This window comes from Paraburkholderia fungorum, assembly GCF_046026025.1.
GTDB classification, from domain to species: domain Bacteria; phylum Pseudomonadota; class Gammaproteobacteria; order Burkholderiales; family Burkholderiaceae; genus Paraburkholderia; species Paraburkholderia fungorum_E.
Genome location: NZ_JAQQFL010000003.1, coordinates 44,773 through 68,134, shown reverse-complemented (window position 1 = coordinate 68,134; position 23,362 = coordinate 44,773). Strand labels below are relative to the sequence as shown.

Below are 23,362 nucleotides of genomic sequence, written 5' to 3'. Positions count from 1 at the left end.
GTGAACGCAGCGCGATGGTGCTTACGGCACCATGCGTTTCAGAACCGACTTGCGATCGATCCATTGATGCTTCAACGCGCCGCCGATATGCATCGCCAGCAGCGCATACAGCGCGTAGCCGAGCCACGTATGCAAGGCGCCGAAGCGGTCGTGCAAGGTCTCCTTGAACGCCGGGTCGAGATGCATCACATAGCCGATGCGCGGCCAGGGGAACAGGTTGAACAGACGCATCGGATGCGTGGCCGCATCTTTCCACGCGGAGTCGTGCAACCAGCCGGATAGCGGCAACGCGATCATCAGCAGATACAGCAGGAAATGGGCGGCATGCGCGGCGATCTTCTCCCACGACGGAAACTCGCGCGGCAACGGCGGCGGTTTGTGCGACACGCGCCACAAGATGCGCATCAGCACGAGGCCGAGCACCGTGATACCGATGGACTTATGGGTATCGACCACCGGACGCACCCAGTCGTCAGGCCATGATTCCGCGCTCAGGCCGAGCACGACGTTGCCGATCATCAGCAGCGCGATCAGCCAGTGCAGCACCATTGCCGTGCGGGTGTAGCGTGACGGCTGCAGCATGCCGGTCGAATCGGTCATAGAGTCCGCGTGGGTATTCATGGGTCGTTCCATCTGCAAAGGCGTTCTCAGCGAAAGCTGTTTGAAAATTCGGCCATGCCGGAACAGGTCCGGTCGCGCCGCCGTATCAAGCTAACGCGCCAGTGTGCCGTTTTATTCCGCCGGACGCTTAATTGTGTGTTTCAGTTTATTTCGACCGCGCGGGGCGAATCATGCGTTGAGCGCCGCCGCAACCCGCGCCTGCAAAGTCGGCAACACCTCCGCTTCAAACCACGGATTGCGCTTGAACCAGGCGACATTGCGTGGCGACGGATGCGGAAGCGGCATCACGTTCGAGCCATATTCCCGCCAACGCAGCAGCGTATCGGTGAGCGTCGGCCCGAACCCGTCACCAAGACCAAAACGCTGTGCATATTGACCGATCAGCAACGTGAGCCGCACCTCGCGTAGCTGGGCGAGCAAGGCCTGATGCCAGTGGGCGGCGCATTCAGGGCGCGGCGGCAAATCGCCACTCGCGCCTCTGCCTGGAAAACAGAACCCCATCGGCACGAGCGCGAATTTCGAGGCGTCGTAGAAGGTCTGATCGGAGACGCCAAGCCAACTGCGCAAGCGTGCGCCGCTCGCATCGCTCCACGGAATGCCGGAAGCATGCACGCGCGCGCCGGGCGCCTGGCCGATGATCAGAACGCGTGAGTCAGCCGACGCCACGACAATCGGCCGCGGCGCGTGCGGCAGCACCGGCGCGCACACCGTGCAGGCACGAATGTCGTGCAGTAGCCGATTGAGGGGAATGGGTTGCCTTACGGTCATGCTGTCGCGGGGATCGGGATTCAGTTAGCGCTTCGCAAACCGATAGTGTCCCACGCCCCACTCATTCCCGTTCGCGTAACCGAACAACTCGGCCACCGCCATATAAAACATCCGCCAACGCTGCAGCCACACAGCCGCATCACGCGCGCCATAAGTGTCGACCAGGAGCGGCATCACGCGATCACGCGCCGCATCGAGCGCGGCGAGCCATTGGTTCGCGGTGCGCTCGTAATGCGTGCCGCTCACCCACCATTGCCGCTCCATCCGCAGATCGTCCTGGAAGTTCAGCAAGAGCGCTTCGGACGGCATCGTGCCACCGGTAAAAAAGTACTTCGACATCCAGTCGCTGCCGTCCTGCACCTGAAAGTGATACGCCAGCGTGCGATGTACGAAGATATGCACGAACAGCTTCGCGTCGTCGCGCATCCAGCGCGAAATTTTGGCGAGCAGCAGCCCGTAGTTCTTCATATGCTCGAACATTTCGATCGACACCACGCGATCGAAACCGCCCCCAAGCTGAGCCGCGTCGAATTCGAAATCGACGACATTGCCCGTGACCACCGAGAGGTTGCACAACCCCCGCTCCGCCGCGCATGCTTCGATGAACGCGCGCTGCCCGTGCGAATTCGATAACGCGACGATCTGCGCGCGCGGATAACGCGCCGCCAGCCACAGCGACAACGAACCCCATCCGCAACCGAGATCGAGAATCCGCTGACCGTCCGCCAGTTCCGCGCGTTCGGCGTAACACTCGAGCATCGCCGCTTCGGCTTGCGCGAGCGCATCGGCACCGGTCTGGTACAAACAACACGAGTACTTCAGATGCGGCCCAAGATGCGCATGGAAGAACGACGCCGGCACCTCATAGTGCTGCGTGTTGGCCGCCTGCGTTTCGATGGCGATCGGACTCGCGCGTAAATCGTCCAACAGACGATTGAGCCGTTGCGCGCGCAACTCGCCGTTGTCGATCGCTTCGTCGCGCAAACGCTGGCGCATCAGTTGACGCATACCGGAACGGATCAGGCCGTCGGGCAGCCAGCCGCGTTCGCAGCACTGGATCAACCAGGCGTCGCCCGGCTCGGCGGGCGACGACGGCGGCAGTGTGTGGCCAGTGGTGGAAAGGCTCATGAGGTTGACTCCCTATCGTTGTTCCGGACTGGTCTGAACAGTTCATTCGCGCGCACCTTGGCCGGCTCATCTCAACGTCGCGGCGGCCACGGAATCAGCGCGCTGGTGGTGCGCATGTAGTCGGCGTAACCTGGGCGCCTTTTCGCCATGCTTTCTTCGAGCAGCGGGATGCCGGAGAACTTCATCAGCAGGAACGCCATCAACACCGGCGGCAACACTGTCAACCCGTACCAGGGCGTACCGACCGACAGCGCGAGGTAAGCAAGCCAATGCACGCATTCAAAGAAGTAATTCGGATGCCGCGAATAGCGCCACAGGCCCACCCGGCAGACGGCGTTGTGATTGGCCGGATCCTGCGCAAAGCGTTTTAGCTGCCGGTCCGCAATGCCTTCGCCGGCTACCGAGACGATCCAGAGCGCGATGGCCACCACGATCCATCCGACAGCCGGCGGGCGGGTCCGGTACGACGGCACCAGGAATGCGATCGACAACAGCATCGAAACCACGACTTGCGCCTGAAAAAACCAGAACATCTTGCTGGCCGCCTGGTTACCCCACGCTTCGCGAAAGCGGCGATAGCGCGCGTCTTCGGGCTTGCCGTAATTGCGCTTCCACAGGTGCATGCCGAGCCGCGCGCCCCAAACCAGACCACCCAGCGCGGTCAATACACGCGAGACCGGCTCGCCGTTGCCGAGCACGGCGTAGAGCACCGCCACGAGGCCAAGCGAATAAGCCCAGACCGGGTCGACCATGCCGGCGTTCCGGGTCTTCAACTGCCACGCCCAGACGGCGCTGAAGATCGCGACAAGCCCAATCAGGGCAATCACGGCGGCGGCAAGGGGCGGCATGAGATCCTCGTTCAGAAGCGATACGGGTTATACGCTGTAAGGGTGTGATCGGATGCGCACGGGCCGCATTTCCAGTCCGGCCGCCCTTCAGCAAAGTAAGGCGTTCGCAACCCGGTCGCGGTATCGTGTCGGCAACGCCCGCGTTCACCGAATTTTCCGCCCATGCCTAGCCGCTTCAACGCAGCTTTCACCGCACTGCTCGCCGCCGCCTTGTTCGGCGCCACCACCCCGCTCGCCAAGGCGCTGCTCGGCTCGCTGTCGCCTTTTCTGCTGGCCGGACTGTTTTACCTCGGCAGCGGTCTCGGCCTTGCGGCGTTGATTCTGGCGCGCCGCCTGAAAGGTTACGCGGACGGGCAGCCGGCCAGCCACCCCCGTTTCCCTCTGCGCGAAGTCCCGTGGCTCGCGGGCGCGATCGCGGCCGGCGGCATCGCGGGGCCGGCGCTGTTGATGCTGGGATTGAAGACGACACCGGCCGCCACCGGATCGCTCCTGCTGAATCTCGAGGGCGTGTTGACCGCGCTGATTGCGTGGATCGTGTTTCGGGAGAACGTCGACATCCAGGTGTTCCTGGGTATGGTCGCGATCGTCGCGGGTGGCGTGGCCTTGTCGTGGCAGCCCGGCGCGGCCGGCTTGCCCGCGGGCACGTTGCTGCTGGTCGGCGCCTGCGCATGCTGGGCGGTCGACAACAACCTCACACGCAAGGTGTCGACTCACGACGCCATGTTCATTGCCTGCGTAAAAGGGCTCGTGGCCGGTTCGGTCAACGTGACACTCGCGCTCACTTTTGGTGCAGCATGGCCCAAAGCCGCGACCGTCGCGCTCGCCATGCTGACGGGGTTCGCGGGCTATGGCGTGAGTCTCGTGCTATTCGTCGTCGCGCTGCGCAATCTCGGCACCGCGCGCACCGGCGCCTATTTCTCGGTCGCACCGTTATTTGGCGTAACCCTGTCGTGGCTGCTGTGGCCGGAAATGCCGCCGCCGCTGTTCTGGGTGGCCGCTGCATTGATGACCCTGGGTGTCTGGCTGCACATCCGCGAACGTCATGAACATCCGCACACGCACGCGCCGCTGGACCACACGCATCGTCATCGGCACGACGCGCATCACCAGCACGAGCATGATTTCGCGTGGGACGGCGACGAACCGCACACGCATCCGCATTCCCATGCGCCGATCACCCATGCCCACGCACATTTCCCAGATATTCATCACCGGCATACACATTGATTTTCCGCTCCACTGCGCGGCACGGGCGCCTGCTGCAGTGCAAGACAAAAATCTCTGTGGAACGGTTCATACGATAGGTCGATTCAATTGGCATCGCGGCCAAACGCATCCTCTAATGAAACTCCTGTCGTGCGCGCCCGTTCATGGCAACCCACCTGTCCACCCCGCTTGTCCCGGAGATATCCATGTCCCAACCCGAGCCTAATGTCGACGAAGTGGTGAGAAGCATCGCAGAGGAGACCGACACGCCCGCAGAGACGGTCTCGAAGATGTATGCAGACACACTGGCCGACTACCGGCACGAAGCGCGTGTGTTCGATTACGTGCCGCTGTTCGCCGCGAAGAAAGTACGCGACAAGCTGCGCCATACCTCGAAACACAAACACTGATACGGCGGCGCGCGGAGACCACCGCCTGCTTGATAGCACTCCGGATCGACCTCGCTGACTCGCGCGGCGATTCGCAAGAACGCGTATCGATTTATTTTTCCCACTGCTAGACTCTGACCCGGATACATCGACTCGGGGAAGATGGCATGCGGGTGACAATCGTAGGCGCGGGGATTGCCGGTTTGAGCACAGCGTGGTCGCTCGCGAAACTGGGACACGACATCACGCTGATCGAGCAGGGCTCGATTCCGAATCCACTCGCCGCCTCGGGCGACCGGCATCGCATGATCCGTCGCGCGTATGGCGACGCCGACGGCTACGCACGCACCATCGCCGAGGCGTTCGATAGCTGGGATCTGCTGTGGAATGACCTGGGTGTCTCCCACTATGCGAATTGCGGCGTGCTCGGTATTTCGCAGCAGGCAAGCGATGGCGCCGAGCAATTCCGCACGGGCCTCGACCGGATGAAGTTCGAGTATGAACTGCTCGATCCGCGTGAAGCGGCCGAGCGCTATCCCTTTCTCGACCCCGCCACGTTTCGCTACGCCTACCTCGATCACGACGGCGGCGCGCTGTTCAGCGAACGCATCGCACGCGACATGAAGGCGTGGCTCAGGATGCGCGGCGCGGACATTCGCACCCACGCCAAGGTGCTCGCAGTCGATGCGCATGCGGCCTCCGTGCGAATCGAGGACGACACCATCATCCGTGCCGACCGGCTCGTGGTCGCCGCCGGTGCGTGGACGCTGCAGCTATTCCCGGCGCTCGCCGAAAACCTGATGACGTATCGCAACGCGGTTGCCTATATGGAGCCGCCCGCGGATCTGGCGGACGCATGGCTAAATGCGCCCGCTATTGTCGATATTGGCGGCGGCAGTGGCGGCTACGTGTTGCCGCCGAGCGACGACATTGGTCTGAAGTTTGGCGCCGGCGTGCACAAATCACGTGCGCCCGATCCCGACGCCAATCGTGTCGCGGCGCCCGGAGAAGGGGACAGCCTGCGCCGGTTGTTTTCGCCGCCGCTCAGCCGCATCGACGAATATACGGTGACCGAAGTAAAAACGTGCATCTACACGTTCACCGCGGACAACCGTTTCTTTTCGAAGCGCCTCGGCAACACGCTGGTGCTATCGGCCTGCTCCGGTCACGGCTATAAATTCGGCGCGGCGGTTGGGCGCCGGGTCGCCCAGGCATTGGATACGGATGACGACGCCATGCTCGCGCGTTGGCTCAAGGCGGAAGCGGACTAGTTTTGTTTCTTCAGAACAATACTGCGTTCGCGATCTAGCCCACGCACTACGTCGGCAAGTCGCGCCACCAGCGCATCTGCTTCGTGCGGCTTGACCCCTGCGTAGCCGAGCATGAACCCGTTGTAGCGTGCGCCGCCTTCAGCAGAGGACTGACAAAACCCACTGAGCGCGGCGATATGCAAACCGTGCTCGCGCGTCGCAGCACTCACGTCCTGATCGCGCAGGGGCACGTCGAGCCGCATGGTCAAATGTATGCCGCCGCCATCGGACGAGACCGTCACCAGGTCATGCATGTGCCGCTCGATCGCATTCACCAGCGCGGCGCGACGCTGCTGATAGAGCCGCCGCATCCGCCGTAAATGCCGCGCATATTTCCCGCTATCGATGAAATCCGCCAACGCGATCTGTTCGGCCACGCGTCCTTGCCGGGCGATTTCGCTGAGCGCCTCGTCAATATCGCCGACAAGATGCGCCGGCACGACCATGAAGCCCATCCGCAGCGCCGGAAACATCGTCTTGCTGAAAGTGCCCAGGTAAATCACCGGTGTATCGGCCGTGAGGCCCTGAATCGACGGCAGCGGTGGGCCGCTATGGCGCAGCTCACTGTCGTAATCGTCTTCGATGATCCACGCACCGCGCGCCACCGCGTTCTCGATGATCGACCAGCGCCGCTCCAGGCCCAACACGCTGCCAAGCGGATATTGATGCGAGGGCGTGATGTACATCAGGCGCGGTGGCGTCTTGTCCCAGTGATCCGGCGTCGGCGCGATGCCGGCGGCGTCGACGGGAATCGGCACCAGTTGCAAACCGGCGGCCTGAAACGCGGCCTTCGCGCCGTGATAACCGGGATCCTCGACCCAGACGCTGTCGCCGGGGTCGGCCAGCATGCATGCGCATAGATCGAGACTCGCCTGCGTGCCCGAGGTGATGAACACCTGCTCCGCCGAACACCGCACACCGCGCGACACACGCACGTATTCCGCAACCGAGCGGCGCAACGCGGGGTGCCCGGCGTTATTGCCGTAGCCGAGTTCGCCCGGCTCGACCAGGCGCCATGCGCGCTCCATCGAGGCACGCCATTGCGCGAGCGGAAATTCATCGAGCGCGGGCACGCCGGGACGAAACGGCGTGGGATCGTCCGGGCTGCTCCGTTCGCGCGGCAAAGCGGCGACGCGGCGCGACAGGCGATTTGCCGGCGTCTGCGCGCCGCCGCTTGCTGTGACGAGTGAGCTCCCTGAACCACTCACTGCGCAGACGATAGAACCATGCCGGCTTGCCGTGATGAAGCCTTCGTCGGTTAACCGTTCGTAGGCGTAGAGCACCGAGTTGCGCGCAATGCCCAATTGCTCGGCGAGCGCTCGCGTGGCGAGAAGGCGACTGCCATGACGGATATCACCATCGAGAATCGCGCGACGCAGACTCTCGTAAAGCAGGTCCTGCTGCGTGAGCTTGCGCCGACCCATTGCGCGCTCGACATTCGACATCAACAGACCGTAGTCCAAATTCGTGGCTCCAAATTCTGGCTGTATTGTGGCGCTAACAATGGTGCCACAAATTTCTTATGCTGGCGGTTCCGGAGTCGCCACCGAATACTGCGAGAGAGGTCGATGCCATGAACACGCCTGCGCGCCGCGCCATAACCGCACACCTGAGCTATGGCGCCGCGGTGAAGTGGTGCGTGGCGCTGGCATGCGCGGCTTATGCCTACGGACTGCTCGAGCCCGCGGCCACTGCCCGCGCGAGGCTGGATGCCTGCGTGAACGAGATTCTGGGGCAGCGCGGTAGTGTAGTGGCTGCGGCACCCGCGACAACCGCCAGCGAAGAAGACCGCGAACAGGCGTTCAGCGCGGCCGTCTACGCCTGTTCGACCCAACCCTAGCGGGGCAGAGCGACTCGCCCACAACCCTCACCCAACAAGGAACCACACTCATGTCCGAAGCCATTCAAATCCGCCCTGTCACGCCCGCCGACTTCGACGCCTGGCTGCCGCTGTGGGACGCCTATAACGCGTTCTACGGCCGCTCGGGCGAGACGGCATTGCCGCGCGAGATCACACAGGTCACATGGGGACGTTTCTTCGACGCCTACGAGCCCATGCACGCGATGGTCGCCGAGCGCAACGGCCAGTTGCTCGGCCTCGTGCACTTCCTGTATCACCGCCACACCACCATGGTGGCGCCGACCTGCTATCTGCAAGATATCTACACGCTGGACACCGAGCGCGGCAAAGGGGTCGGCCGTGCACTGATCGAAGCGGTGTATGCGCGAGCCAAGGCCGACGGCTTGCAGCGGGTCTACTGGCAAACGCACGAGACGAACCACACGGCGATGAAGCTGTATGACAAGGTCGCGGACCACTCTGGCTTCGTGGTCTATCGCAAGGCCTTGTGATAGACCGCAGCAGGCCCGCCTCGCGGGCTTTGCATCCCCGTTTCACGCCGCCGTTCCGGGCCACCTGTTTTGCGCGGCCTGGCACCGCATTCGCATGTCCGGCGGCCCCTCCGGCCGGCATGCGCACCGCATCGCCGCTCCCGCTTCTCACCCCATTCGTTCCCCTCGCGGCTCAAGTTTGCATGCAGCTTGCCGTTATCGCCATTGGACGGAGCACCATCTGGCTCCCACGCGACCTTGGGCGATCTCCTCATGGAGGGGCGCAAAACGAATCGGAAACTGTACATGCCTTCGATCATCGGCATCGATCTTGGAACCACGCATAGTCTTGCAGCCGTCTGGCGCAGTAACGAGGCGGCCCTCATCCCGAACGCACTCGGCGACGTACTGACACCGTCTTGCGTCTCGATCGACGACGACGGTTCGATCCTCGTCGGCCGGCCCGCCCACGACCGGTTGCATACGCATCCCGAACGCACCGCCGCCAACTTCAAACGCTACATGGGCACGAATCGCAACGTGTCGCTCGGCGGGCAGACACTGCGTCCGGAGGAACTGTCTTCGCTGGTGCTCAAATCGTTGAAAGCCGATGCCGAAGCGTTTCTCGGCGAAACGGTTCAGGACGCCGTGATCGCGGTACCGGCCTATTTCAGCGACGCGCAACGCAAAGCCACACGCATCGCCGGCGAACTGGCCGGGCTCAAGGTGCTGCGCCTCGTCAACGAACCGACCGCGGCCTCGCTCGCGTATGGCGTGCATCAGCGCGACAGCGAACGCAAGTTCCTGATCTTCGATCTGGGCGGCGGCACGTTCGACGTCTCGGTGCTCGACTTCTTCGAAGGTGTGATGGAAGTGCGCGCCAGTACGGGCGACAACTTTCTGGGCGGTGAAGACTTCACCGAGGCGCTCGTCGAGTTGTTCTGCCAGCGCAATAGCCTTCGCATTGGGTCGCTCACGCCGATTGCCGCACAACGTCTGCATCAGCAGGCCGAACGTGCGAAACGTCTGCTCACGCAAAACGGTACCGGGAGCGTCACGCTCAAGCTTGTGGTTGCCGACCACGAGCATAGCCTCGAACTCGATGCAGCCGTCGCGGAGCGGACCTGCGAGCATTTGCTGCAACGGCTGCGCAAGCCGGTCGAGCGAGCGCTGCGCGATTCGAAGATCGCCGTCGATGCGCTCGACGAAATCATCCTTGTCGGCGGCGCATCGCGCATGCCGATGGTGCGCAAACTGGTCTCGAAGATGTTCGGCCGTTTGCCCGCCGCCCATCTGAACCCGGACGAAGTCGTCGCGCTCGGCGCCGCCGTGCAGGCAGGGCTCGTCACGCGCGACGCCGGTCTCGACGAAATGGTGCTGACCGATGTCGCGCCGTATAGCCTCGGCATCGATACGGCGATGCAGATTGGCGCCAATCAGTATGTGCCGGGGCACTTCCTGCCGATCATCGAGCGCAACACGATCGTGCCGGTAAGCCGCCTGCAGCGCGTTTTCACCGTGAGCGACCGTCAGCAGATCTTGAGCATCAAAATGTTCCAGGGCGAAGCGCGCTTGACCGCTGACAACGTGCCGCTCGGCGAATTCACGCTCGACGTACCGGTCAAACCGGCTGGTCAGGCGGGCGCGGATGTGCGCTTCACCTACGACATCAACGGTGTGCTGGAAGTCGAAGCCACCGCTTTCCCCGGCGGTGTGAAGCGCGCGATGGTGATCGAAGAGAACCCCGGCGTGTTGACGCCGGAAGAAATCAGCGAACGGCTCATGGCGTTGAGTGCGCTGAAGATCCATCCGCGTGATCAGTTGGAGAATCGCACGCTGCTCACGCGAGCGGATCGCGTCTATGAGGAAACGCTCGGCGAGCATCGGCAATATCTCGCCTCGCATATCGCGCGGTTCCAGTCGCTGCTCGAACGGCAGAACGCCGAGGAAATCGCCCATGCGCGCGGTGAATTGAGCGCACTGCTGGATCGCTTCGATGTGCATGTGACTTATTGATCGGCTATGGATACGACTTCTGCCTATCACTGGCCGTGGGATGTGCTCGGCATTGCCGCGAACGCCGACGAACGCACCGTGCGCCGTGCTTATGCGCGTCTTCTGAAACAGCAACGCCCCGATGAGGACGCCGAGGCGTTTCAGCGTCTGCGTTATGCGTATGAGTCTGCTTTGCAGATGGCGAGCAGGGGCGCAGCGGGGGAGATAGCCGCGGCGTCTGTGCAGGAGCCGGCGATGTCGACGCACACGCCGATCGCGACGCCAGAGCCCGTGTCAGAGCCAGTGCAATTGCCGGTGCCTGTGTCGCCGCCTGCGGCCCACCTTCGCGAACCGGACGCCTTCGAAAGCGCTGTCCAGCTCTGGCAAAACTTCGTCTCGCAACGGAATCAGCTCGAGTCGCGTCGCTCCCTGCAGGATCTATTCGCCGACGTCGTCAACATTCAGACCCGCGACGAACTTGAATGGCAAGCACTGGTTCATTGTCTGAACGAGGATGCACCGGCCGCGCTGCGCATGAACCTGAGTGCGGTGCTGGGATGGCGGGACAACGCTGCCCATCTGCGCCGTCGCAACGCCGCCATTGCAACGCTCGCTCTGGACCGCGTGTTCGCCGACGAGGACTACAACGCGCTGCGTCTACGCTCCCCGAACGCCATGGCGCTCCTCGAAGAGCCGCAGCCTCCGTTGACCGCCGGCGCCCGCGCACTGCTGCGCGCGGGTGTGCGCACCGAGATGGAACAGTTGCTAACTGCGCTTAGCCGCTACCATCCGAATGTCGTGCGTTTGCGACTCGACGGCGAGAAGGTCGAATTCTGGACCCGTTGCCTGACATTCCAGATCGGCGCGGGCCGCCTGTTCGGTCCGACGCTCGCGTTGAGCGCCTGGTGCGGCTTGCTGTTCGCCAATGCGTCGATGACTCTGAATGGCGACCGGTGGTTCGATCAATGGACGCCGGTCCAGTTGGCCGTGTTTCTCGCCACGCTGATGGTGACGCTGGTTGCCGGCGCTGCGTCGGCGGTCTTGTTGTCCGAACCGCAGCAACAGCGGCTGCGGGCGCTGCGCTCGGTTGGCTGGCTGCGTTACGGCTGGGTTCCGGTGTGGCTCGGCGCGACGGCCGCCGCGCTGTGCGACGGAGGCAGCGGACGCCTGACCTCGATCGCAATGGACACACTCGGCGTCTGCACGATCTGGGCCGCGTTGATCCATGGATGGCCGCGTATCAAGCAACTTGCGATACTCGCCGCCCTCGGAGCGGTCGGGTTCGGCTTTGTCGGCCATTGGCTTTCCACCGATCCTCTCGCATGGCCGATGCCGTTCGCGCACGGCGTGCTGTTCGCTTTCTTCTTTTCTTTTGCACAACTGGAGTGGCGCGGCTGGCTCGCACGCCGACCGCGTCTCGCGTGGGTTGGTGTGACGATGTGGTTTGCAGGTTTTGTCGCGCTGATCGTTTTGCTGTTACAGCGCGAAGATCGTTCGACGCAATTCGCTTGGGCGGTGTTTACGGTGATGGCGGCAGCAGGTGGTGTGTTGGCGACAACGCGTTGGAATGATCTGCGCCGCGCCGTGCCGGGGTTCTTTCGCGGCTATGTGCACCTTGTCTGGTTAGCGGTTGCTGTGTACAAGCCGGACATCATCGCTTGTGTGAGCGTGGGGTTGATGAGCGTGTGGATTATTGAGGAGGTGAAGCAGGGGCGACTCTCGCGGGAGACGGCGCTTTAAGATCTCACTTCAAGGGTCAGCAAAACAAAAGGCGCACCACCCGGTGCGCCCTTCGTCTCCCTGCTATTGCGGTTCCGCTACTGCGCTACTTCTACACCAACCGCCCACCAAACTCATCACACGCCAATAAACACCAATAAACATCAAGCCTCGAGCTGCTCAAGCACCTTTCCCTTGGTCTCAATCCCAAGAAAGTGCACCGCAATCGCCGCAATAAACGGCACGGCCGCGAGAATATAAAACGCCACCTGCAGATTACCGCCGATCATCGTCTTCGACACGATGGCCGGCGCGAAGATCGCCGCCACCTTCAGCCACGCGCCGCCCACACCACAACCCATCGCGCGAATGCTGGTCGGATACAGTTCCGGCGTGTACACGTAAGCCGTGATAAAACCGCAAGCGAGAAAGCCGAGCGAGAACGCGCAGCACGTCGCCACCACATATACCGACGAATCGTGGAACACACCCGCAAGCAGCAACGAAAGCGCACACGCCACGAACGACACATTGATAATCGGCTTACGACCCACCTTGTCGACCAGCAGCGCACAGGTCAGTGAACCCACCACACCCAGCACCGAAGCCGCCACCGCCAGATTCAACGCCAACTGCAACGGCGCGTGATAAACCGTGCGATAGATCGTCGGCAGCCACGTCGACAGACCGTATTGAATGAAGCCGCACGTAATCCACAGCATCGCGACCGCCAACGTGCGCTTCAGATAGGCCGGTCCGAACAGATCACTCATACGACGTTTCGGATGACGATTGGCCATCGCTTCAAACTCGGCCGCATTGGCAACCGGCGGTAACGAACCCTTCACAGCGCGTTCGAAAGCATGCACCGCTACATCGGCATCGGCCATCCGTTCGCGTTCCGCCAGCCAGCGCGGCGATTCGGGCACCAGTTTGCGCAGCACGAAGAACAGAATCAACGGCATGCCGCCGATGAAGTACATCGCCTGCCAGCCGAAACGCGGCACGATCCATGCACCCAAGGCGTTCGACGCAAGCAAACCAACCGGAAAAACGATTTCATACAACAGCACGAAACGGCCACGGCCATGCGCGCGGCTGATCTCGTTGATATAGGTCGCGGCTACTGGCAATTCGCCACCAAGCCCGAGCCCCTGAATCACGCGCAGCGCGACAAACACCGCGAAGGTCGGTGCAAAGCCACACGCAATACTCGTAATGCCGATGATCCCCGAGCTCAACGCAATCGCCTTCACCCGGCCCTTGCGCTCCGCGTACCACGGAAACACGAAAGCGCCGATCAACTGGCCGATCGAACCCGAGCCGATCAGGAAGCCGATTTCCCACGGCGTCAGATGCCACTTCGCGATCAGGATCGGCAGTGTGGCCGCGATCGCGATCACGTCGAAGCCGTCGAAGAACGTCGCTAGACCGATCAGTATGCGCGCGCGTACCTGCATCGCATTCTTCGGCAGGCGCTCGAGACGCGCGATGATCGAGCCCCGGGTCACGGGGCCTGAGACACCGGCGCTGCTGCGGTCCCCCATGGTGTTGTCGATGGTTCTCATGCCGTGGTGCCGTCCGTAGATGTGGTTAGGCAAGCGCCGTTGAGGCGTCAGTCAGGGTGGCAAGGTCGATAGTCCGGCCCTGGTTCATCCACTTGCGCGACAGTTTCAGTTCGCGCGGCGTGTTGATGGCGATCACGCCGCGAATCGCGCCGTCTTCCAGATGGAACAACGTGGCGCGTTTGCCCTGCAAATCGCCGCGTATGGCGAGCTGCGCGTCACCGGGAATGTCACCGAGGATTTGCAGATTGACGTCGTATTGGTCGGACCAGAACCACGGAATATCCGCATACGGTTCGAAATTGCCGAGCAACGCCTTCGCCGCCGAGATCGCCTGGTTCTGCGCGTTCGCCCACGATTCGAGCCGCACGCGGCGCTTCAACCACGCGCTCGGATGATTCGCGACGTCGCCGCACGCAAAGATACGCGGGTCGTCGGTCGCGCCGAAATGATCAACAACGATGCCGTTCTCCACCCTGATACCCGCGCCTTCCGCCAGCGCCGTGTGCGGCGCGAGACCGATGCCGGCGACCGCGAAATCGGCGTCGAGCGTGGAACCATTAGCGAAGGTTGCACGAATGCGGTTGGCGTCGTTCGGATGATCGGCGATCGATACCAGCGATGCGTTCAGCCGCACGTCCACGCCATTCGCGCGATGCAGTTGCAGCAGGAAGTCCGACACCATCGGCGGCAACGAGCGAGCGCACAAACGCGGCGCGCCTTCCACCACGGTCGCGTCCACGCCGAGCTTGCGCGCCGTAGCCGCGACTTCAAGGCCGATCCAGCCACCACCCACGACGAGCACGCGCTTGCTTGCGCGCAGCCGTTCGCCGAGCGCAACCGCTTCGTCCAGCGTGCGCAGATAGGTGACGTGCGAGGTCTTCACGAGCGAATCCGGCAAGCGGCGCGCCGCGCCGCCGGTGGCGATCACAAGCCGGTCGTAGTTCAGTTCACGGCCCGACTGCGTGCGCACGATGCGTTGTTCACGATCAATCGACGTCGCGCAGTCCGGCTGCCATGCCTCGACGTTCAGCGCATCGAAATCGCCGGGCGTCACAAGCCGCACGGTTTCGATATCGGCTTCGCCTGAGAGCACAGCCTTCGACAGCGGCGGGCGCTCGTAGGGCAAATGAATCTCGTCGGCGATCATCACGAGGCGGCCGTCGAAACCTTCCTTGCGCAAGGTCTTCACCACCCAACCCGCCGCCTGGCCGCCGCCGATCACGACGATCGTGCGCGGCGTTTCGAGTCCGGCATGCGCGGCTTGCGCTTTTTCAGCAGCAGCGTCAGTCATTTTTCCGCTCCGTCATGAACTTGCCTTCCGGCGCCTTCGCGTTTTTCTGCCGACGCGTATTACCGTCGATGCCGCCGTCGATCGCCCATTCGGCGAACACGGTCGGACCCGGTTCGAAATCACGCGGCTGCCATTCGGGTGTGAGCTGATCTTCGTCGGCGTAGTACTCGATCAAACCGCCGGCCGGATTCTGGAAGTACCAGAAGTACGCCGACGAGACCGGATGACGTCCCGGACCCAGTTGCGTATCCCAACCGCAACGGCTGACATGCATGCCGCCGCCGAACACTTCGTGAATATCGCGCACGGTGAACGCAACGTGATTGAGGCCACGCTTACCGCCTGGCAAGGCCAGCAGGAAAATGTCGTGGTGGCCGCCGTGCGGTGCGCAGCGCATGAATGCGCCGCGGCCAGGATAGCGATCCGACATTTCGAAGCCGAGCAGTTCCTGATAGAACTTTTCCTGTTCCGCGAGTTGGTTCGTAAAGAACACCACGTGCCCCACTTCAACGGGTTCAGCACGTTCGTAGATCGGCGACGGCTGATCGACGCGTAGCGTTTGCCCCCACACGTTCGAAGGCGAACCGTGAATATCGAGCGTACGCTTGCGGGTTACTTCAACACGAATCGCCATACCGTTCGGATCGATACAACCCACAGCGTCTGCCGTTTCGAAATGACCCGGCTGGCCGGCGAAGCGGCCGCGTAATTCGTCGAGTTCCGCTTTCGTTGCCACGCCCCACGTCACTTCACGCAGCGTTGGACCTTCTTCGAACGCTGGCGGCAGCGACGGGTCGTTCGCGTCGACGGCGAGAATCGTGCAGCCGTTCAGCGTTTCGAAGCGGGCGTGCGTTTCGTCGTGCGCGATCTCTTTCAAACCCCAGTCCGCGAAAAAACGGCGGCAGGTGGCGAGATCCGTCACGCCGTAAATAATCTGTTCAATGCCGAGAATCGTCATACCGTGCCTCTTGCGTATCTTGCGTATTAGTTCGCCCACGCCAGCGGCGCGTCGTTCAAGCCCCAGTAGAGGCTCTTCTGTTGCATGTACTCGCGGATGCCCAGACGGCCCTTCTCACGTCCCATGCCGCTCTCCTTCCAGCCGCTGAACGGTGTCGAGATCGAGAACAGCTTGTAGGTATTGATCCAGACAGTGCCCGCTTCGAGCCCGCGCGCAATCCGGTAGGCGCGTTTGTAATCGCGCGTCCAGATGCCGGCGGCGAGGCCAAACACGCTGTTGTTGGCTTCTTTCAGTAGCGAGGCCTCGTCGTCGAACGGCATCGCAACCAGCACCGGGCCGAAAATTTCTTCCTGGCAAATGCGGGCGTCGTTCGTGAGGCCTTCGAGAATCGTCGGTTGAAAGTAGGTACCCTGTTCGCGGCCATCGCCAACCGGACGCTCACCGCCGCACAGCAGACGGCCGCCTTCTTCCAGACCCAATGCGACGTAACGTTCGACGGCTTCGCGATGCGCCGCGGTAATCAGCGGACCCATCTGCGTTTCAACACGCGACGGATCGCCGACGCGCAGCTTGCGAGCGCCTTCCGCGAGACGCTTCATGAACGCGTCATAGATCGAGCGCTGCACGAAGAGGCGCGAGCCCGCGATGCACGCTTCGCCTGACGAACTGAAAATGCCGTACAGCACGCCGTTCACTGCGTGGTCGAGATCGGCGTCGTCGAACACGATGGTCGGCGATTTGCCGCCGAGTTCGAGCGAGACCGGCATCAGCTTGTCCGCCGCGATGCGCGCAATGCCGCGCCCTACTTCGGTGCCGCCCGTGAATGACACTTTCTTGACCAGCGGATGGCGCACCAGCACGTCGCCGATTACCGAGCCTTTACCCGGCACCACGCTCACAACGCCCTTCGGCACGCCGGCTTCCTCGCAGATACGGGCCAGCGCCAGCGAGACCAGCGGCGTGACTTCGGCCGGCTTCAGCACCACCGCGTTGCCGCCCGCCAGCGCCGGTGCGAGCTTCTGCGCGTCCGAAGCAATCGGCGAATTCCACGGCGTAATCGCCGCGATCACACCGATTGGCTCGTGGATACTCATCGTCAGATAGTCGCCACGCGAAGGCGTGACTTCTTCGTCGAGCGTTTCGAGGCACGCCGCGAAATAGCGAAACGTGTTGGCGGCGCTCGCCACCAGTACGCGCGTTTCGCTGATCGGCTTGCCGTTGTCGCGACGCTGCAATTGCGCGAGCGCTTCGTGACGCGCCATGATCAGATCGGCGATGCGATACAGAATCAGCGCGCGTTGATGCGGCTTGAGACCCGACCAATCCGCGCGACGCCAGGCGATATCCGCCGCTTCCACGGCGTCGCGGGCGTCGTCGGCGTTGGCCGTCGAGATTTCCATGTTGACCGACTGATCCGCCGGATACAGGCTTTTGTATGGGTTGCCACGCCCCTGCCGCCATTCGCCGCCGATGAAAATATCGCCGGTGGGCACGAGGCTGGTATCGAAGTGAGTCATGTCGGTCATTCCGGTTTGCTTCAGCTAATCAGCTAATGTCTTAAATCACGCAACGGGCCGCGCGATTGCGGAGCGCCCGAATCGCGCTGAACGCGGTCAATGCGGACGTCTTGGGGTTGTCCGGCAGCGGCTTGCCGCACATTTCCAGCGACATCTCGCCGAATGCGCCGCGCGCCACGATCCGGTGGACGTTGCGCGTCGCGTTCGGGTCGGCGATCAGGCGGACCGTGGTGTGATCCAGACCCAGGCCGGCCAGCGCGATCGTCGCGGCGACGTTGGCGTTTTTCGGGTACAGGCGCGCCGCTTCGCGCGCGCTGCCTTCGAAAATCACGGTCTCTTCGCTCAACGCGTGCAGATTGCAGACCTGCTCCGCGGGCGTGCCGAGCCAACCCGTGGGCGGCTTGCGGCCCGTGTACAGCACTTCGTCGAGGCCGCCCAACTTGGCGGCGGACAACGCATCCACGCCGCCGATCGCACCTGACAGCAACGTCAACGTCGCGTCGCCTTGATCGGCCGCGGCGGCAAGCGCATCGAGCAACATCATGTCGGACAGCGCGCCGATCGAGGCCACCGCGCAATCCGTACCGGCTTTCAGCAGCGGCACCACGTGATCGACCAGCGCGCTGTGCCCCGCGCATTCCAGCGCGAAATGCGGGTGGCTGCTCAACGCGGACACCGACGAGACCACGTCGACCGACGCGCCCACCACGTCACGCACGGACGCCATGTGGCGCTCCGGCACGATCACGTGCGACACGCGCACCGTCGGGTCGGACTCGACCGAGCGATACACGGCCTGGCCGATCGCGCCGAAACCGATCATCGCGACGTCGACGGGTGCGTGATGCCCTGCGTAGCCGGGTTCATGCATGTTCCGGCTCCTTTTCCTTGACCGGCGGCCCCGCGAACGCGGTAGCGAACGAGCCGACCGACAGCATGTCCACTTCGACCAGCACGGGGCCCGTCTTCGCCATGCCTTCGCGGATGATCTCCTCGGCCTGGTCGAGCGATTTGATGCGGTAATGCGTCAGCTTCAGGCTTTCGCAGAACTGCGCGAAATCCGGCTGGTGCAGATCGACGTAGCAGCGACGGCCGCCGTATTGCGCGTCCTGAATGTTGCGGATCACGCCGTAGCACTGGTCGTTCATCAGCACGATCATCACGTTGGCGTTTTCCTGCACGGCCGTTGCGAGTTCGCCGACGTTCACCATCAGGCCGCCGTCGCCGACCAGGCACACGGTTTTAGCGGCATTGCCGGCGAGCGCCGCGCCGATACCCATTTGCATGCCCTGGCCAATGCCGCCGCCAAGTGCATGAACGCCTGCGCGCGGCGAGAAAATCTTCAGCATGCGGTTGCCCCACGTGCTGTTCGAGATCGTGACGTCGCGCACCCAGTTGTAGTCGCGACCCACGGCCTGTTGCAGCGCGTCGACGAGGCGCTTGTACGGGCCGAGGCCCTTGCCCACATCGGCGACGGCGCTTTCGCGGGCGGCGGTCAGATCCTGGGTGAATGCCGGATCGACCTGCAGACGGCCTTCGAGCAACGTCGCGAGTTCTTCGAGTACCGCCGATGCATCGCCGTGCACGAACATATCGTTGCGATAGCCGCGGTTGTCGGCCAGCGCGTCCGCGTCGATGCGATACAACGGTTCCGGCAGCGCCAGCTTGTACTTCAGCGTTTCATTGCCACGCAGACGCGAACCGACTACCACCAACGCATCGCAAGTCTTGTAGAAGCTTTCGACGGCGGCATGCACGTTGAACGCGCCCAGCGTTGCCGGATGATCTTCCGGCAGTACGCCGCGGCCTTGCACACTCGTCACCACACCAAAGCCCAACGCCACGAGACGTTCAACGGCAGCCCGTGCATGACGCGTGCCGCCGCCGAGCCACAGGAGCGGACGCTTCGCATTCGCCAGTTGATCCGCGAGTTGTGCGACACGCGCACTGCAATGCGTGAGCGTGGTGACATGCGGCGCCGCCAGATCGGCGGGCCATTCGATTTCGGCCGCCTGAATGTCGATTGGAATTTCGACGCTGACCGGGCCGCTCGGCGCCGTTTGCGCGACACGCACGGCTTCGCGGATCGTCGGCAGCGCGGTTTCGACCGAACGCACGCGGAACGCCGCCTTCGAAATCGACTGCAGCATCGACAATTGATCGGGTGCTTCGTGGATGTACGCGAGATCCTTGTCGAGATATTCCGTTTCGATCTGACCGGTAATGTGCAGAAGCGCCGTCCCCGCCGTCAGTGCTTCGACCATCGCACCCGCTGCATTACCCGCAGCGGTGCCGGTGCTGGTGAACGCGACGCCGAGACCACCGGAGACACGCGCGAGACCATCGGCCATATTCACCGCACCGGCTTCGCCGCGTGCGCCGACATAGCGAATCTTGCCGCGATTGTGGATCGCGTCGAGAATCGGCATGTTGTGGATCGAGATCACGCCGAATGCGGTTTGAACGCCACATTGTTCGAGAAAAGCGGCGATCAGTTCGCCAACGGTGGTTGTGTTAGACATGTCGTGCAACGCCTCCAGAAACATCGATGTGGCTGCCCGTCGTATAGGACGACAGCGTCGTAGCCAGGTAAAAGAGCGCTTGTGCGGCTTCTTCGGGGCGACCGAAGCGGCCTAGCGGAATGTTTTTCTTGCGTGCCAGTTCGGCGGTCCAGTCTTCCCAGCTCTGGCCCGGCTGCGCTTCTTTCGCGTAACGGCGGCGCCATTGGCCCGATTCGACGATGCCGATCAGAATCGAATTCACGCGGATACGTTGCGGCGCGAGTTCGACCGCGAGCGATTTGATGAGACTCAGCACGCCGGCGCGCGCCGACGAAGTCGCCACCATATGCGGCTCGGGTTGCAGTGCCAGCAGCGAGTTCACGCAAACCACCGTCGGGTTTGCAGCGTCGCGCAGCATCGGCAGAAATGCGCGGGTGGGGCGGATCACGCTGAAGTACTTCAGATCGAGTTCTTCGCGCCAGGCGTCGTCGGTGGTGTCGGCGAAAGTCGACACGCGACCCTGACCGGCATTGTTCACCAGCATGTCGGTGCGGCCAAAGCGTGTTTGCACCGCTTGAGCAAATGCAGCGACTTCGTCGGCGTCGAGTACGTCGCAGGTATGCGTCAGCAATTGCGCTTGCGGAAACCGCGCCTTCAATGACGCTTCGGCTTGCGCGAGGCGTTCGGTGTCGCGTCCGCAGATCGCAACCGAGGCGCCTGCGCGCAGAAACAGTTCGGCGGTCGCAAGGCCGATGCCGGATGAGCCGCCCGTCACCACCGCTACCTGCCCAGTCAAGTCGAATTGAATCATTTGAGCCCCAGTGCCTTCATGTATTTCGTACCCGCGTTCGGGCTGCCCTTCGGCCGATAGTTGAGCCGCTGCGAGAGTTCGTCGGCCGCGCGCCGGACCTTGTCGATCAGACCGCTGTCGAGCAGCGAGGCGTCGATCTCGTGGCGCGGAATCGTGGTCGTAATCACCGCGACGATGCGGCCGGTGTCGTTGCGCACCGGTGCGCTCACCACTGAAATGCCGCGTTCGAACGACGACTCGCTGATCGCGTAGCCGCGTTTGGCGTCGTCGCGAATCCGCTCATACAAATCGTCGATCGTGGCCGGCGTTTGCTTCGTGAAGCGTTCCAGTTCCGGCTCGGGATAGAGTTTCTTCAACTCGTCGAGCGTCATGTCGCCCATCAGCACCTGGCCGTGTGTCGTCGCGTAGGCCGGCAGACGCGTGCCGACATTCACCTTCACCGAGCTGAAAATCGGCGCATGGCTTTGCGCTTTGGCGACGAACACGACGTCGCGTCCATCGCGAATCACGATGTGACTCGTGAGGCCGGTGTCGTTGCGCAATGCTTCGATGATCGGCAAACCAAGGTCGGTCAGTTCAAGCGAGCTCAGATACTCGAAACCGAGCCGCAGCACCGCGACGCCGAGGCGATAGTTGCGGTCTTTATCGGCGCGCTCGAGAAAGCCGAGCGACTCGAGCGTTTGCAGCAAGCGGAACACTGTCGTGCGGGGAATCTTCAGGCGCTTTGATAATTCCGGTGCCCCAAGAACCGGCTCGCGCGGCGAGAACTCCGTCAGAATCTTCAAACCGCGCTCGAGACCCGGCACGCGATAGCTGATATCGCTGTTCGTGTCTGCGTCGCTGCGGTCGCTGCGGTCGCTGTAGTCCGCGTCGCGCTCGGCGTTAATGGTGGCGGGCGTGTCGGGCGTCATTCATTGGCTCCGTTGTCCGTCGCTCGCGCGACAGAACGTGTCGATGATCGCGGTGTACGCGGCGGGTGCTTCGATATAACCGGCATGTCCCGCGCGTGGCACGACCTGCAGTTTCGTGGCGCCGGCTAGAGCGAGTCGCTCGCAGGCTTCAGGCGGCGTGATGGCGTCGTCCGCGCCGACCGCGATGCTAAGGCGCCCTCTGTAGCGTGCGAGGTCGCTGGCGAGATCGGCGTTCGCGAGCAGATGCGTTGCTTGCGCATAGCCGTGCGGGATCACGTGCGACATGTTCCAGCGCACCCACGCGCGCGCTTCGTCGCTTGCGTTCGCGGACACCATGTTGGCGCTGCGTTTTTCCGCGAGACCTTGCGGGCCGAGTTCGTTAATCATGGCGAGGCGTTGATCGCGTTTGGTCTCACGCACTTGCGCCGGCGCAGCGCCATATCCACCCGCCGGCGACAACAGAAGCAAGCCCGCCACGCGCTGCGGATTCGTCACGGCAAACGCGCCGGCGATAATCGCGCCAAGCGAATGACCCAGCAGCACGCAGCGTTCAATGCCAAGCGCGTCGAGCCATTCCTTCAATACGCTTGCGTAATCGCTTGCGACAGGTGAATCGGCTTCTACGGGTGTCGACGCGCCATACCCCGGCGCATCCCACGCGAGCACGCGGCGCGTTTCGCCCATCGCCTCAAATTGCTGCCCCCATGAAGCGGCTCCCGATCCGATACCGTGAAGCAGCACCAAAGGCAGCGCTTCGCTTTCGGCGCTATCCACATCGCGATAACTCACCGCGCGTTGCGATGCCAGCCAGACCTGCTGCGCGGGAAAGCGTGCAAGGCGCGCTTCGAGCGTAGCGTTCTGATCGACGGTAGTGGACGGAACTGCGGACATGATTTCCTTCGCGGGTGTTTTCAAAACGGCGCGGGTAGCCGAAGGCTTAGCGCTTGAGCCTGGCCAACGGCGAATCCGGCGGATACGTCGGCGTAATCGGCTTGGCGGCACCGAGCATCACGCACATCAACGCGTCTTCTTCGCCGATATTCACTTCCGTGCGGTACACGCCCGGTGGCACCGAAATCAGATCGCGTTCGCCCAGCACGGCTTCCCACGTCTCGCCGTCTTTCTCGCAGATCACTTTCATCTGGCCACGCAGCACGAAGAAAATTTCTTCGACGTCCATATGAATATGGCTCGGACCGATGTTGCCGGCCGGAATCACCATGGTCGAAAACGTGAAGCCGCCCGCCGGTACCGTGTTCATATCCTTCACGACGCCCGTGCCACCCGTGCCGACATAGCGCATTTGCGCGCGGCGATACTTCGGGTCGTAGTCGGCCTGGAACTTGAGGGCATCCCAGTCATAACGGCGCGTTTCGAGGCGCGCAACGCGGCCGTCCAGCCATTGTGCAAAGCTCGCGTCCGCGGGTTGTTCCCACGATTTGCGTTCGAGTTCGGCATCCGCCATCTCTTTCTCCTTTCGATTCGACAAG

General features: G+C 62.8%; 22 protein-coding genes. 7 read left to right on the top strand and 15 right to left on the bottom strand.

Annotated elements, in window-relative coordinates; genetic code table 11:
- Window positions 1-21: 21 nt before the first annotated feature.
- The 4 genes from PQR67_RS04490 to PQR67_RS04475 all read right to left on the bottom strand — a co-directional run bounded on the left by PQR67_RS04490 (window position 22) and on the right by PQR67_RS04475 (window position 3,365).
- Window positions 22-621, bottom strand: a complete 600-nt coding sequence (locus tag PQR67_RS04490; protein ID WP_408455016.1) for a cytochrome b — start codon at window positions 619-621, stop codon at window positions 22-24.
- Between the two features lie 168 nt (window positions 622-789).
- Window positions 790-1,389: a uracil-DNA glycosylase family protein gene (locus PQR67_RS04485; RefSeq protein ID WP_408455013.1), complete on the bottom strand. Its 600-nt coding sequence runs from the start codon at window positions 1,387-1,389 to the stop codon at window positions 790-792.
- A gap of 24 nt (window positions 1,390-1,413) precedes the next feature.
- On the bottom strand, window positions 1,414-2,517 hold the full coding sequence (locus tag PQR67_RS04480; protein ID WP_408455010.1) for an SAM-dependent methyltransferase: 1,104 nt from the start codon (window positions 2,515-2,517) through the stop codon (window positions 1,414-1,416).
- 71 nt (window positions 2,518-2,588) lie between these two features.
- Window positions 2,589-3,365 (bottom strand): DUF1295 domain-containing protein, encoded by a 777-nt coding sequence (locus tag PQR67_RS04475; RefSeq protein ID WP_408455008.1) that lies wholly within the window; start codon window positions 3,363-3,365, stop codon window positions 2,589-2,591.
- Window positions 3,366-3,527: 162 nt separating this feature from the next.
- Between PQR67_RS04475 and PQR67_RS04470 the strand changes: the two genes are divergently transcribed.
- The 3 genes from PQR67_RS04470 to PQR67_RS04460 all read left to right on the top strand — a co-directional run bounded on the left by PQR67_RS04470 (window position 3,528) and on the right by PQR67_RS04460 (window position 6,231).
- Window positions 3,528-4,592 carry a DMT family transporter gene (locus PQR67_RS04470; RefSeq protein ID WP_408455005.1) on the top strand — a complete coding sequence of 355 codons (1,065 nt, stop codon included), beginning with the start codon at window positions 3,528-3,530 and terminating at the stop codon, window positions 4,590-4,592.
- Window positions 4,593-4,777: 185 nt separating this feature from the next.
- Window positions 4,778-4,981: a DUF3562 domain-containing protein gene (locus PQR67_RS04465; protein ID WP_408455002.1), complete on the top strand. Its 204-nt coding sequence runs from the start codon at window positions 4,778-4,780 to the stop codon at window positions 4,979-4,981.
- A 146-nt stretch (window positions 4,982-5,127) separates the two neighbouring features.
- Complete coding sequence (locus tag PQR67_RS04460; RefSeq protein ID WP_408455001.1) at window positions 5,128-6,231, top strand: NAD(P)/FAD-dependent oxidoreductase; 1,104 nt, start codon at window positions 5,128-5,130, stop codon at window positions 6,229-6,231.
- Here the strand turns inward: PQR67_RS04460 and pdxR are convergent.
- Complete coding sequence (pdxR, locus tag PQR67_RS04455; protein WP_408454998.1) at window positions 6,228-7,733, bottom strand: MocR-like pyridoxine biosynthesis transcription factor PdxR; 1,506 nt, start codon at window positions 7,731-7,733, stop codon at window positions 6,228-6,230. The genes PQR67_RS04460 and pdxR overlap by 4 nt on opposite strands.
- Before the next feature lie 110 nt (window positions 7,734-7,843).
- Here pdxR and PQR67_RS04450 point away from each other — a divergent pair, with 110 nt between their 5' ends.
- The 4 genes from PQR67_RS04450 to PQR67_RS04435 all read left to right on the top strand — a co-directional run bounded on the left by PQR67_RS04450 (window position 7,844) and on the right by PQR67_RS04435 (window position 12,336).
- Window positions 7,844-8,110, top strand: a complete 267-nt coding sequence (locus PQR67_RS04450) for a hypothetical protein (protein ID WP_408454995.1) — start codon at window positions 7,844-7,846, stop codon at window positions 8,108-8,110.
- A 50-nt stretch (window positions 8,111-8,160) separates the two neighbouring features.
- The gene (locus PQR67_RS04445; RefSeq protein WP_408454992.1) at window positions 8,161-8,622 is read left to right on the top strand and encodes a GNAT family N-acetyltransferase; all 462 of its coding nucleotides are present in this window, start codon (window positions 8,161-8,163) and stop codon (window positions 8,620-8,622) included.
- A 285-nt stretch (window positions 8,623-8,907) separates the two neighbouring features.
- The gene (locus PQR67_RS04440) at window positions 8,908-10,617 is read left to right on the top strand and encodes a molecular chaperone HscC (RefSeq protein WP_408454989.1); all 1,710 of its coding nucleotides are present in this window, start codon (window positions 8,908-8,910) and stop codon (window positions 10,615-10,617) included.
- Window positions 10,618-10,623: 6 nt separating this feature from the next.
- Window positions 10,624-12,336, top strand: a complete 1,713-nt coding sequence (locus tag PQR67_RS04435) for a J domain-containing protein (RefSeq protein ID WP_408454986.1) — start codon at window positions 10,624-10,626, stop codon at window positions 12,334-12,336.
- 143 nt (window positions 12,337-12,479) lie between these two features.
- Here PQR67_RS04435 and PQR67_RS04430 read toward each other — a convergent pair whose 3' ends face one another.
- From PQR67_RS04430 to PQR67_RS04385, 10 genes are read right to left on the bottom strand one after another with little or no spacing between them, the layout of a single operon-like run.
- Window positions 12,480-13,883, bottom strand: a complete 1,404-nt coding sequence (locus tag PQR67_RS04430; RefSeq protein ID WP_408454983.1) for an MFS transporter — start codon at window positions 13,881-13,883, stop codon at window positions 12,480-12,482.
- A gap of 25 nt (window positions 13,884-13,908) precedes the next feature.
- The gene (locus tag PQR67_RS04425; RefSeq protein WP_408454980.1) at window positions 13,909-15,174 is read right to left on the bottom strand and encodes an NAD(P)/FAD-dependent oxidoreductase; all 1,266 of its coding nucleotides are present in this window, start codon (window positions 15,172-15,174) and stop codon (window positions 13,909-13,911) included.
- The gene (locus PQR67_RS04420) at window positions 15,167-16,132 is read right to left on the bottom strand and encodes a VOC family protein (RefSeq protein WP_408454977.1); all 966 of its coding nucleotides are present in this window, start codon (window positions 16,130-16,132) and stop codon (window positions 15,167-15,169) included. Before PQR67_RS04420 ends, PQR67_RS04425 begins: the two co-directional genes overlap by 8 nt.
- A gap of 26 nt (window positions 16,133-16,158) precedes the next feature.
- A complete protein-coding gene (locus PQR67_RS04415; protein ID WP_408455856.1) occupies window positions 16,159-17,649 on the bottom strand; it encodes an aldehyde dehydrogenase in 1,491 nt (496 codons plus the stop codon).
- A gap of 40 nt (window positions 17,650-17,689) precedes the next feature.
- A complete protein-coding gene (locus PQR67_RS04410) occupies window positions 17,690-18,520 on the bottom strand; it encodes an aspartate dehydrogenase (protein ID WP_408454975.1) in 831 nt (276 codons plus the stop codon).
- Window positions 18,513-20,171 (bottom strand): thiamine pyrophosphate-binding protein, encoded by a 1,659-nt coding sequence (locus PQR67_RS04405; protein WP_408454972.1) that lies wholly within the window; start codon window positions 20,169-20,171, stop codon window positions 18,513-18,515. Before PQR67_RS04405 ends, PQR67_RS04410 begins: the two co-directional genes overlap by 8 nt.
- Window positions 20,164-20,961 (bottom strand): SDR family oxidoreductase, encoded by a 798-nt coding sequence (locus PQR67_RS04400; RefSeq protein ID WP_408454969.1) that lies wholly within the window; start codon window positions 20,959-20,961, stop codon window positions 20,164-20,166. The genes PQR67_RS04405 and PQR67_RS04400 overlap by 8 nt, the downstream gene beginning before the upstream one ends.
- Window positions 20,958-21,872 carry an IclR family transcriptional regulator gene (locus PQR67_RS04395; RefSeq protein ID WP_408454967.1) on the bottom strand — a complete coding sequence of 305 codons (915 nt, stop codon included), beginning with the start codon at window positions 21,870-21,872 and terminating at the stop codon, window positions 20,958-20,960. Before PQR67_RS04395 ends, PQR67_RS04400 begins: the two co-directional genes overlap by 4 nt.
- On the bottom strand, window positions 21,873-22,763 hold the full coding sequence (locus PQR67_RS04390; protein WP_408454964.1) for an alpha/beta fold hydrolase: 891 nt from the start codon (window positions 22,761-22,763) through the stop codon (window positions 21,873-21,875).
- 46 nt (window positions 22,764-22,809) lie between these two features.
- Window positions 22,810-23,337, bottom strand: a complete 528-nt coding sequence (locus PQR67_RS04385; RefSeq protein ID WP_408454961.1) for a cupin domain-containing protein — start codon at window positions 23,335-23,337, stop codon at window positions 22,810-22,812.
- Window positions 23,338-23,362: the final 25 nt, after the last annotated feature.

What these genes read in the sequence shown, in the direction of transcription:
- PQR67_RS04490 (WP_408455016.1), bottom strand. Translation starts at nt 621, where the DNA reads ATGAATACCCACGCGGACTCTATGACCGATTCGACCGGCATGCTGCAG.
- PQR67_RS04395 (WP_408454967.1), bottom strand. Translation starts at nt 21,872, where the DNA reads ATGACGCCCGACACGCCCGCCACCATTAACGCCGAGCGCGACGCGGAC.
- PQR67_RS04410 (WP_408454975.1), bottom strand. Translation starts at nt 18,520, where the DNA reads ATGCATGAACCCGGCTACGCAGGGCATCACGCACCCGTCGACGTCGCG.
- PQR67_RS04480 (WP_408455010.1), bottom strand. Translation starts at nt 2,517, where the DNA reads ATGAGCCTTTCCACCACTGGCCACACACTGCCGCCGTCGTCGCCCGCC.
- PQR67_RS04425 (WP_408454980.1), bottom strand. Translation starts at nt 15,174, where the DNA reads ATGACTGACGCTGCTGCTGAAAAAGCGCAAGCCGCGCATGCCGGACTC.
- PQR67_RS04390 (WP_408454964.1), bottom strand. Translation starts at nt 22,763, where the DNA reads ATGTCCGCAGTTCCGTCCACTACCGTCGATCAGAACGCTACGCTCGAA.
- PQR67_RS04415 (WP_408455856.1), bottom strand. Translation starts at nt 17,649, where the DNA reads ATGACTCACTTCGATACCAGCCTCGTGCCCACCGGCGATATTTTCATC.
- PQR67_RS04485 (WP_408455013.1), bottom strand. Translation starts at nt 1,389, where the DNA reads ATGACCGTAAGGCAACCCATTCCCCTCAATCGGCTACTGCACGACATT.
- PQR67_RS04420 (WP_408454977.1), bottom strand. Translation starts at nt 16,132, where the DNA reads ATGACGATTCTCGGCATTGAACAGATTATTTACGGCGTGACGGATCTC.
- PQR67_RS04445 (WP_408454992.1), top strand. Translation starts at nt 8,161, where the DNA reads ATGTCCGAAGCCATTCAAATCCGCCCTGTCACGCCCGCCGACTTCGAC.
- PQR67_RS04465 (WP_408455002.1), top strand. Translation starts at nt 4,778, where the DNA reads ATGTCCCAACCCGAGCCTAATGTCGACGAAGTGGTGAGAAGCATCGCA.
- PQR67_RS04405 (WP_408454972.1), bottom strand. Translation starts at nt 20,171, where the DNA reads ATGTCTAACACAACCACCGTTGGCGAACTGATCGCCGCTTTTCTCGAA.
- PQR67_RS04385 (WP_408454961.1), bottom strand. Translation starts at nt 23,337, where the DNA reads ATGGCGGATGCCGAACTCGAACGCAAATCGTGGGAACAACCCGCGGAC.
- PQR67_RS04435 (WP_408454986.1), top strand. Translation starts at nt 10,624, where the DNA reads ATGGATACGACTTCTGCCTATCACTGGCCGTGGGATGTGCTCGGCATT.
- PQR67_RS04430 (WP_408454983.1), bottom strand. Translation starts at nt 13,883, where the DNA reads ATGAGAACCATCGACAACACCATGGGGGACCGCAGCAGCGCCGGTGTC.
- PQR67_RS04460 (WP_408455001.1), top strand. Translation starts at nt 5,128, where the DNA reads ATGCGGGTGACAATCGTAGGCGCGGGGATTGCCGGTTTGAGCACAGCG.
- PQR67_RS04475 (WP_408455008.1), bottom strand. Translation starts at nt 3,365, where the DNA reads ATGCCGCCCCTTGCCGCCGCCGTGATTGCCCTGATTGGGCTTGTCGCG.
- PQR67_RS04440 (WP_408454989.1), top strand. Translation starts at nt 8,908, where the DNA reads ATGCCTTCGATCATCGGCATCGATCTTGGAACCACGCATAGTCTTGCA.
- PQR67_RS04400 (WP_408454969.1), bottom strand. Translation starts at nt 20,961, where the DNA reads ATGATTCAATTCGACTTGACTGGGCAGGTAGCGGTGGTGACGGGCGGC.
- PQR67_RS04450 (WP_408454995.1), top strand. Translation starts at nt 7,844, where the DNA reads ATGAACACGCCTGCGCGCCGCGCCATAACCGCACACCTGAGCTATGGC.
- PQR67_RS04470 (WP_408455005.1), top strand. Translation starts at nt 3,528, where the DNA reads ATGCCTAGCCGCTTCAACGCAGCTTTCACCGCACTGCTCGCCGCCGCC.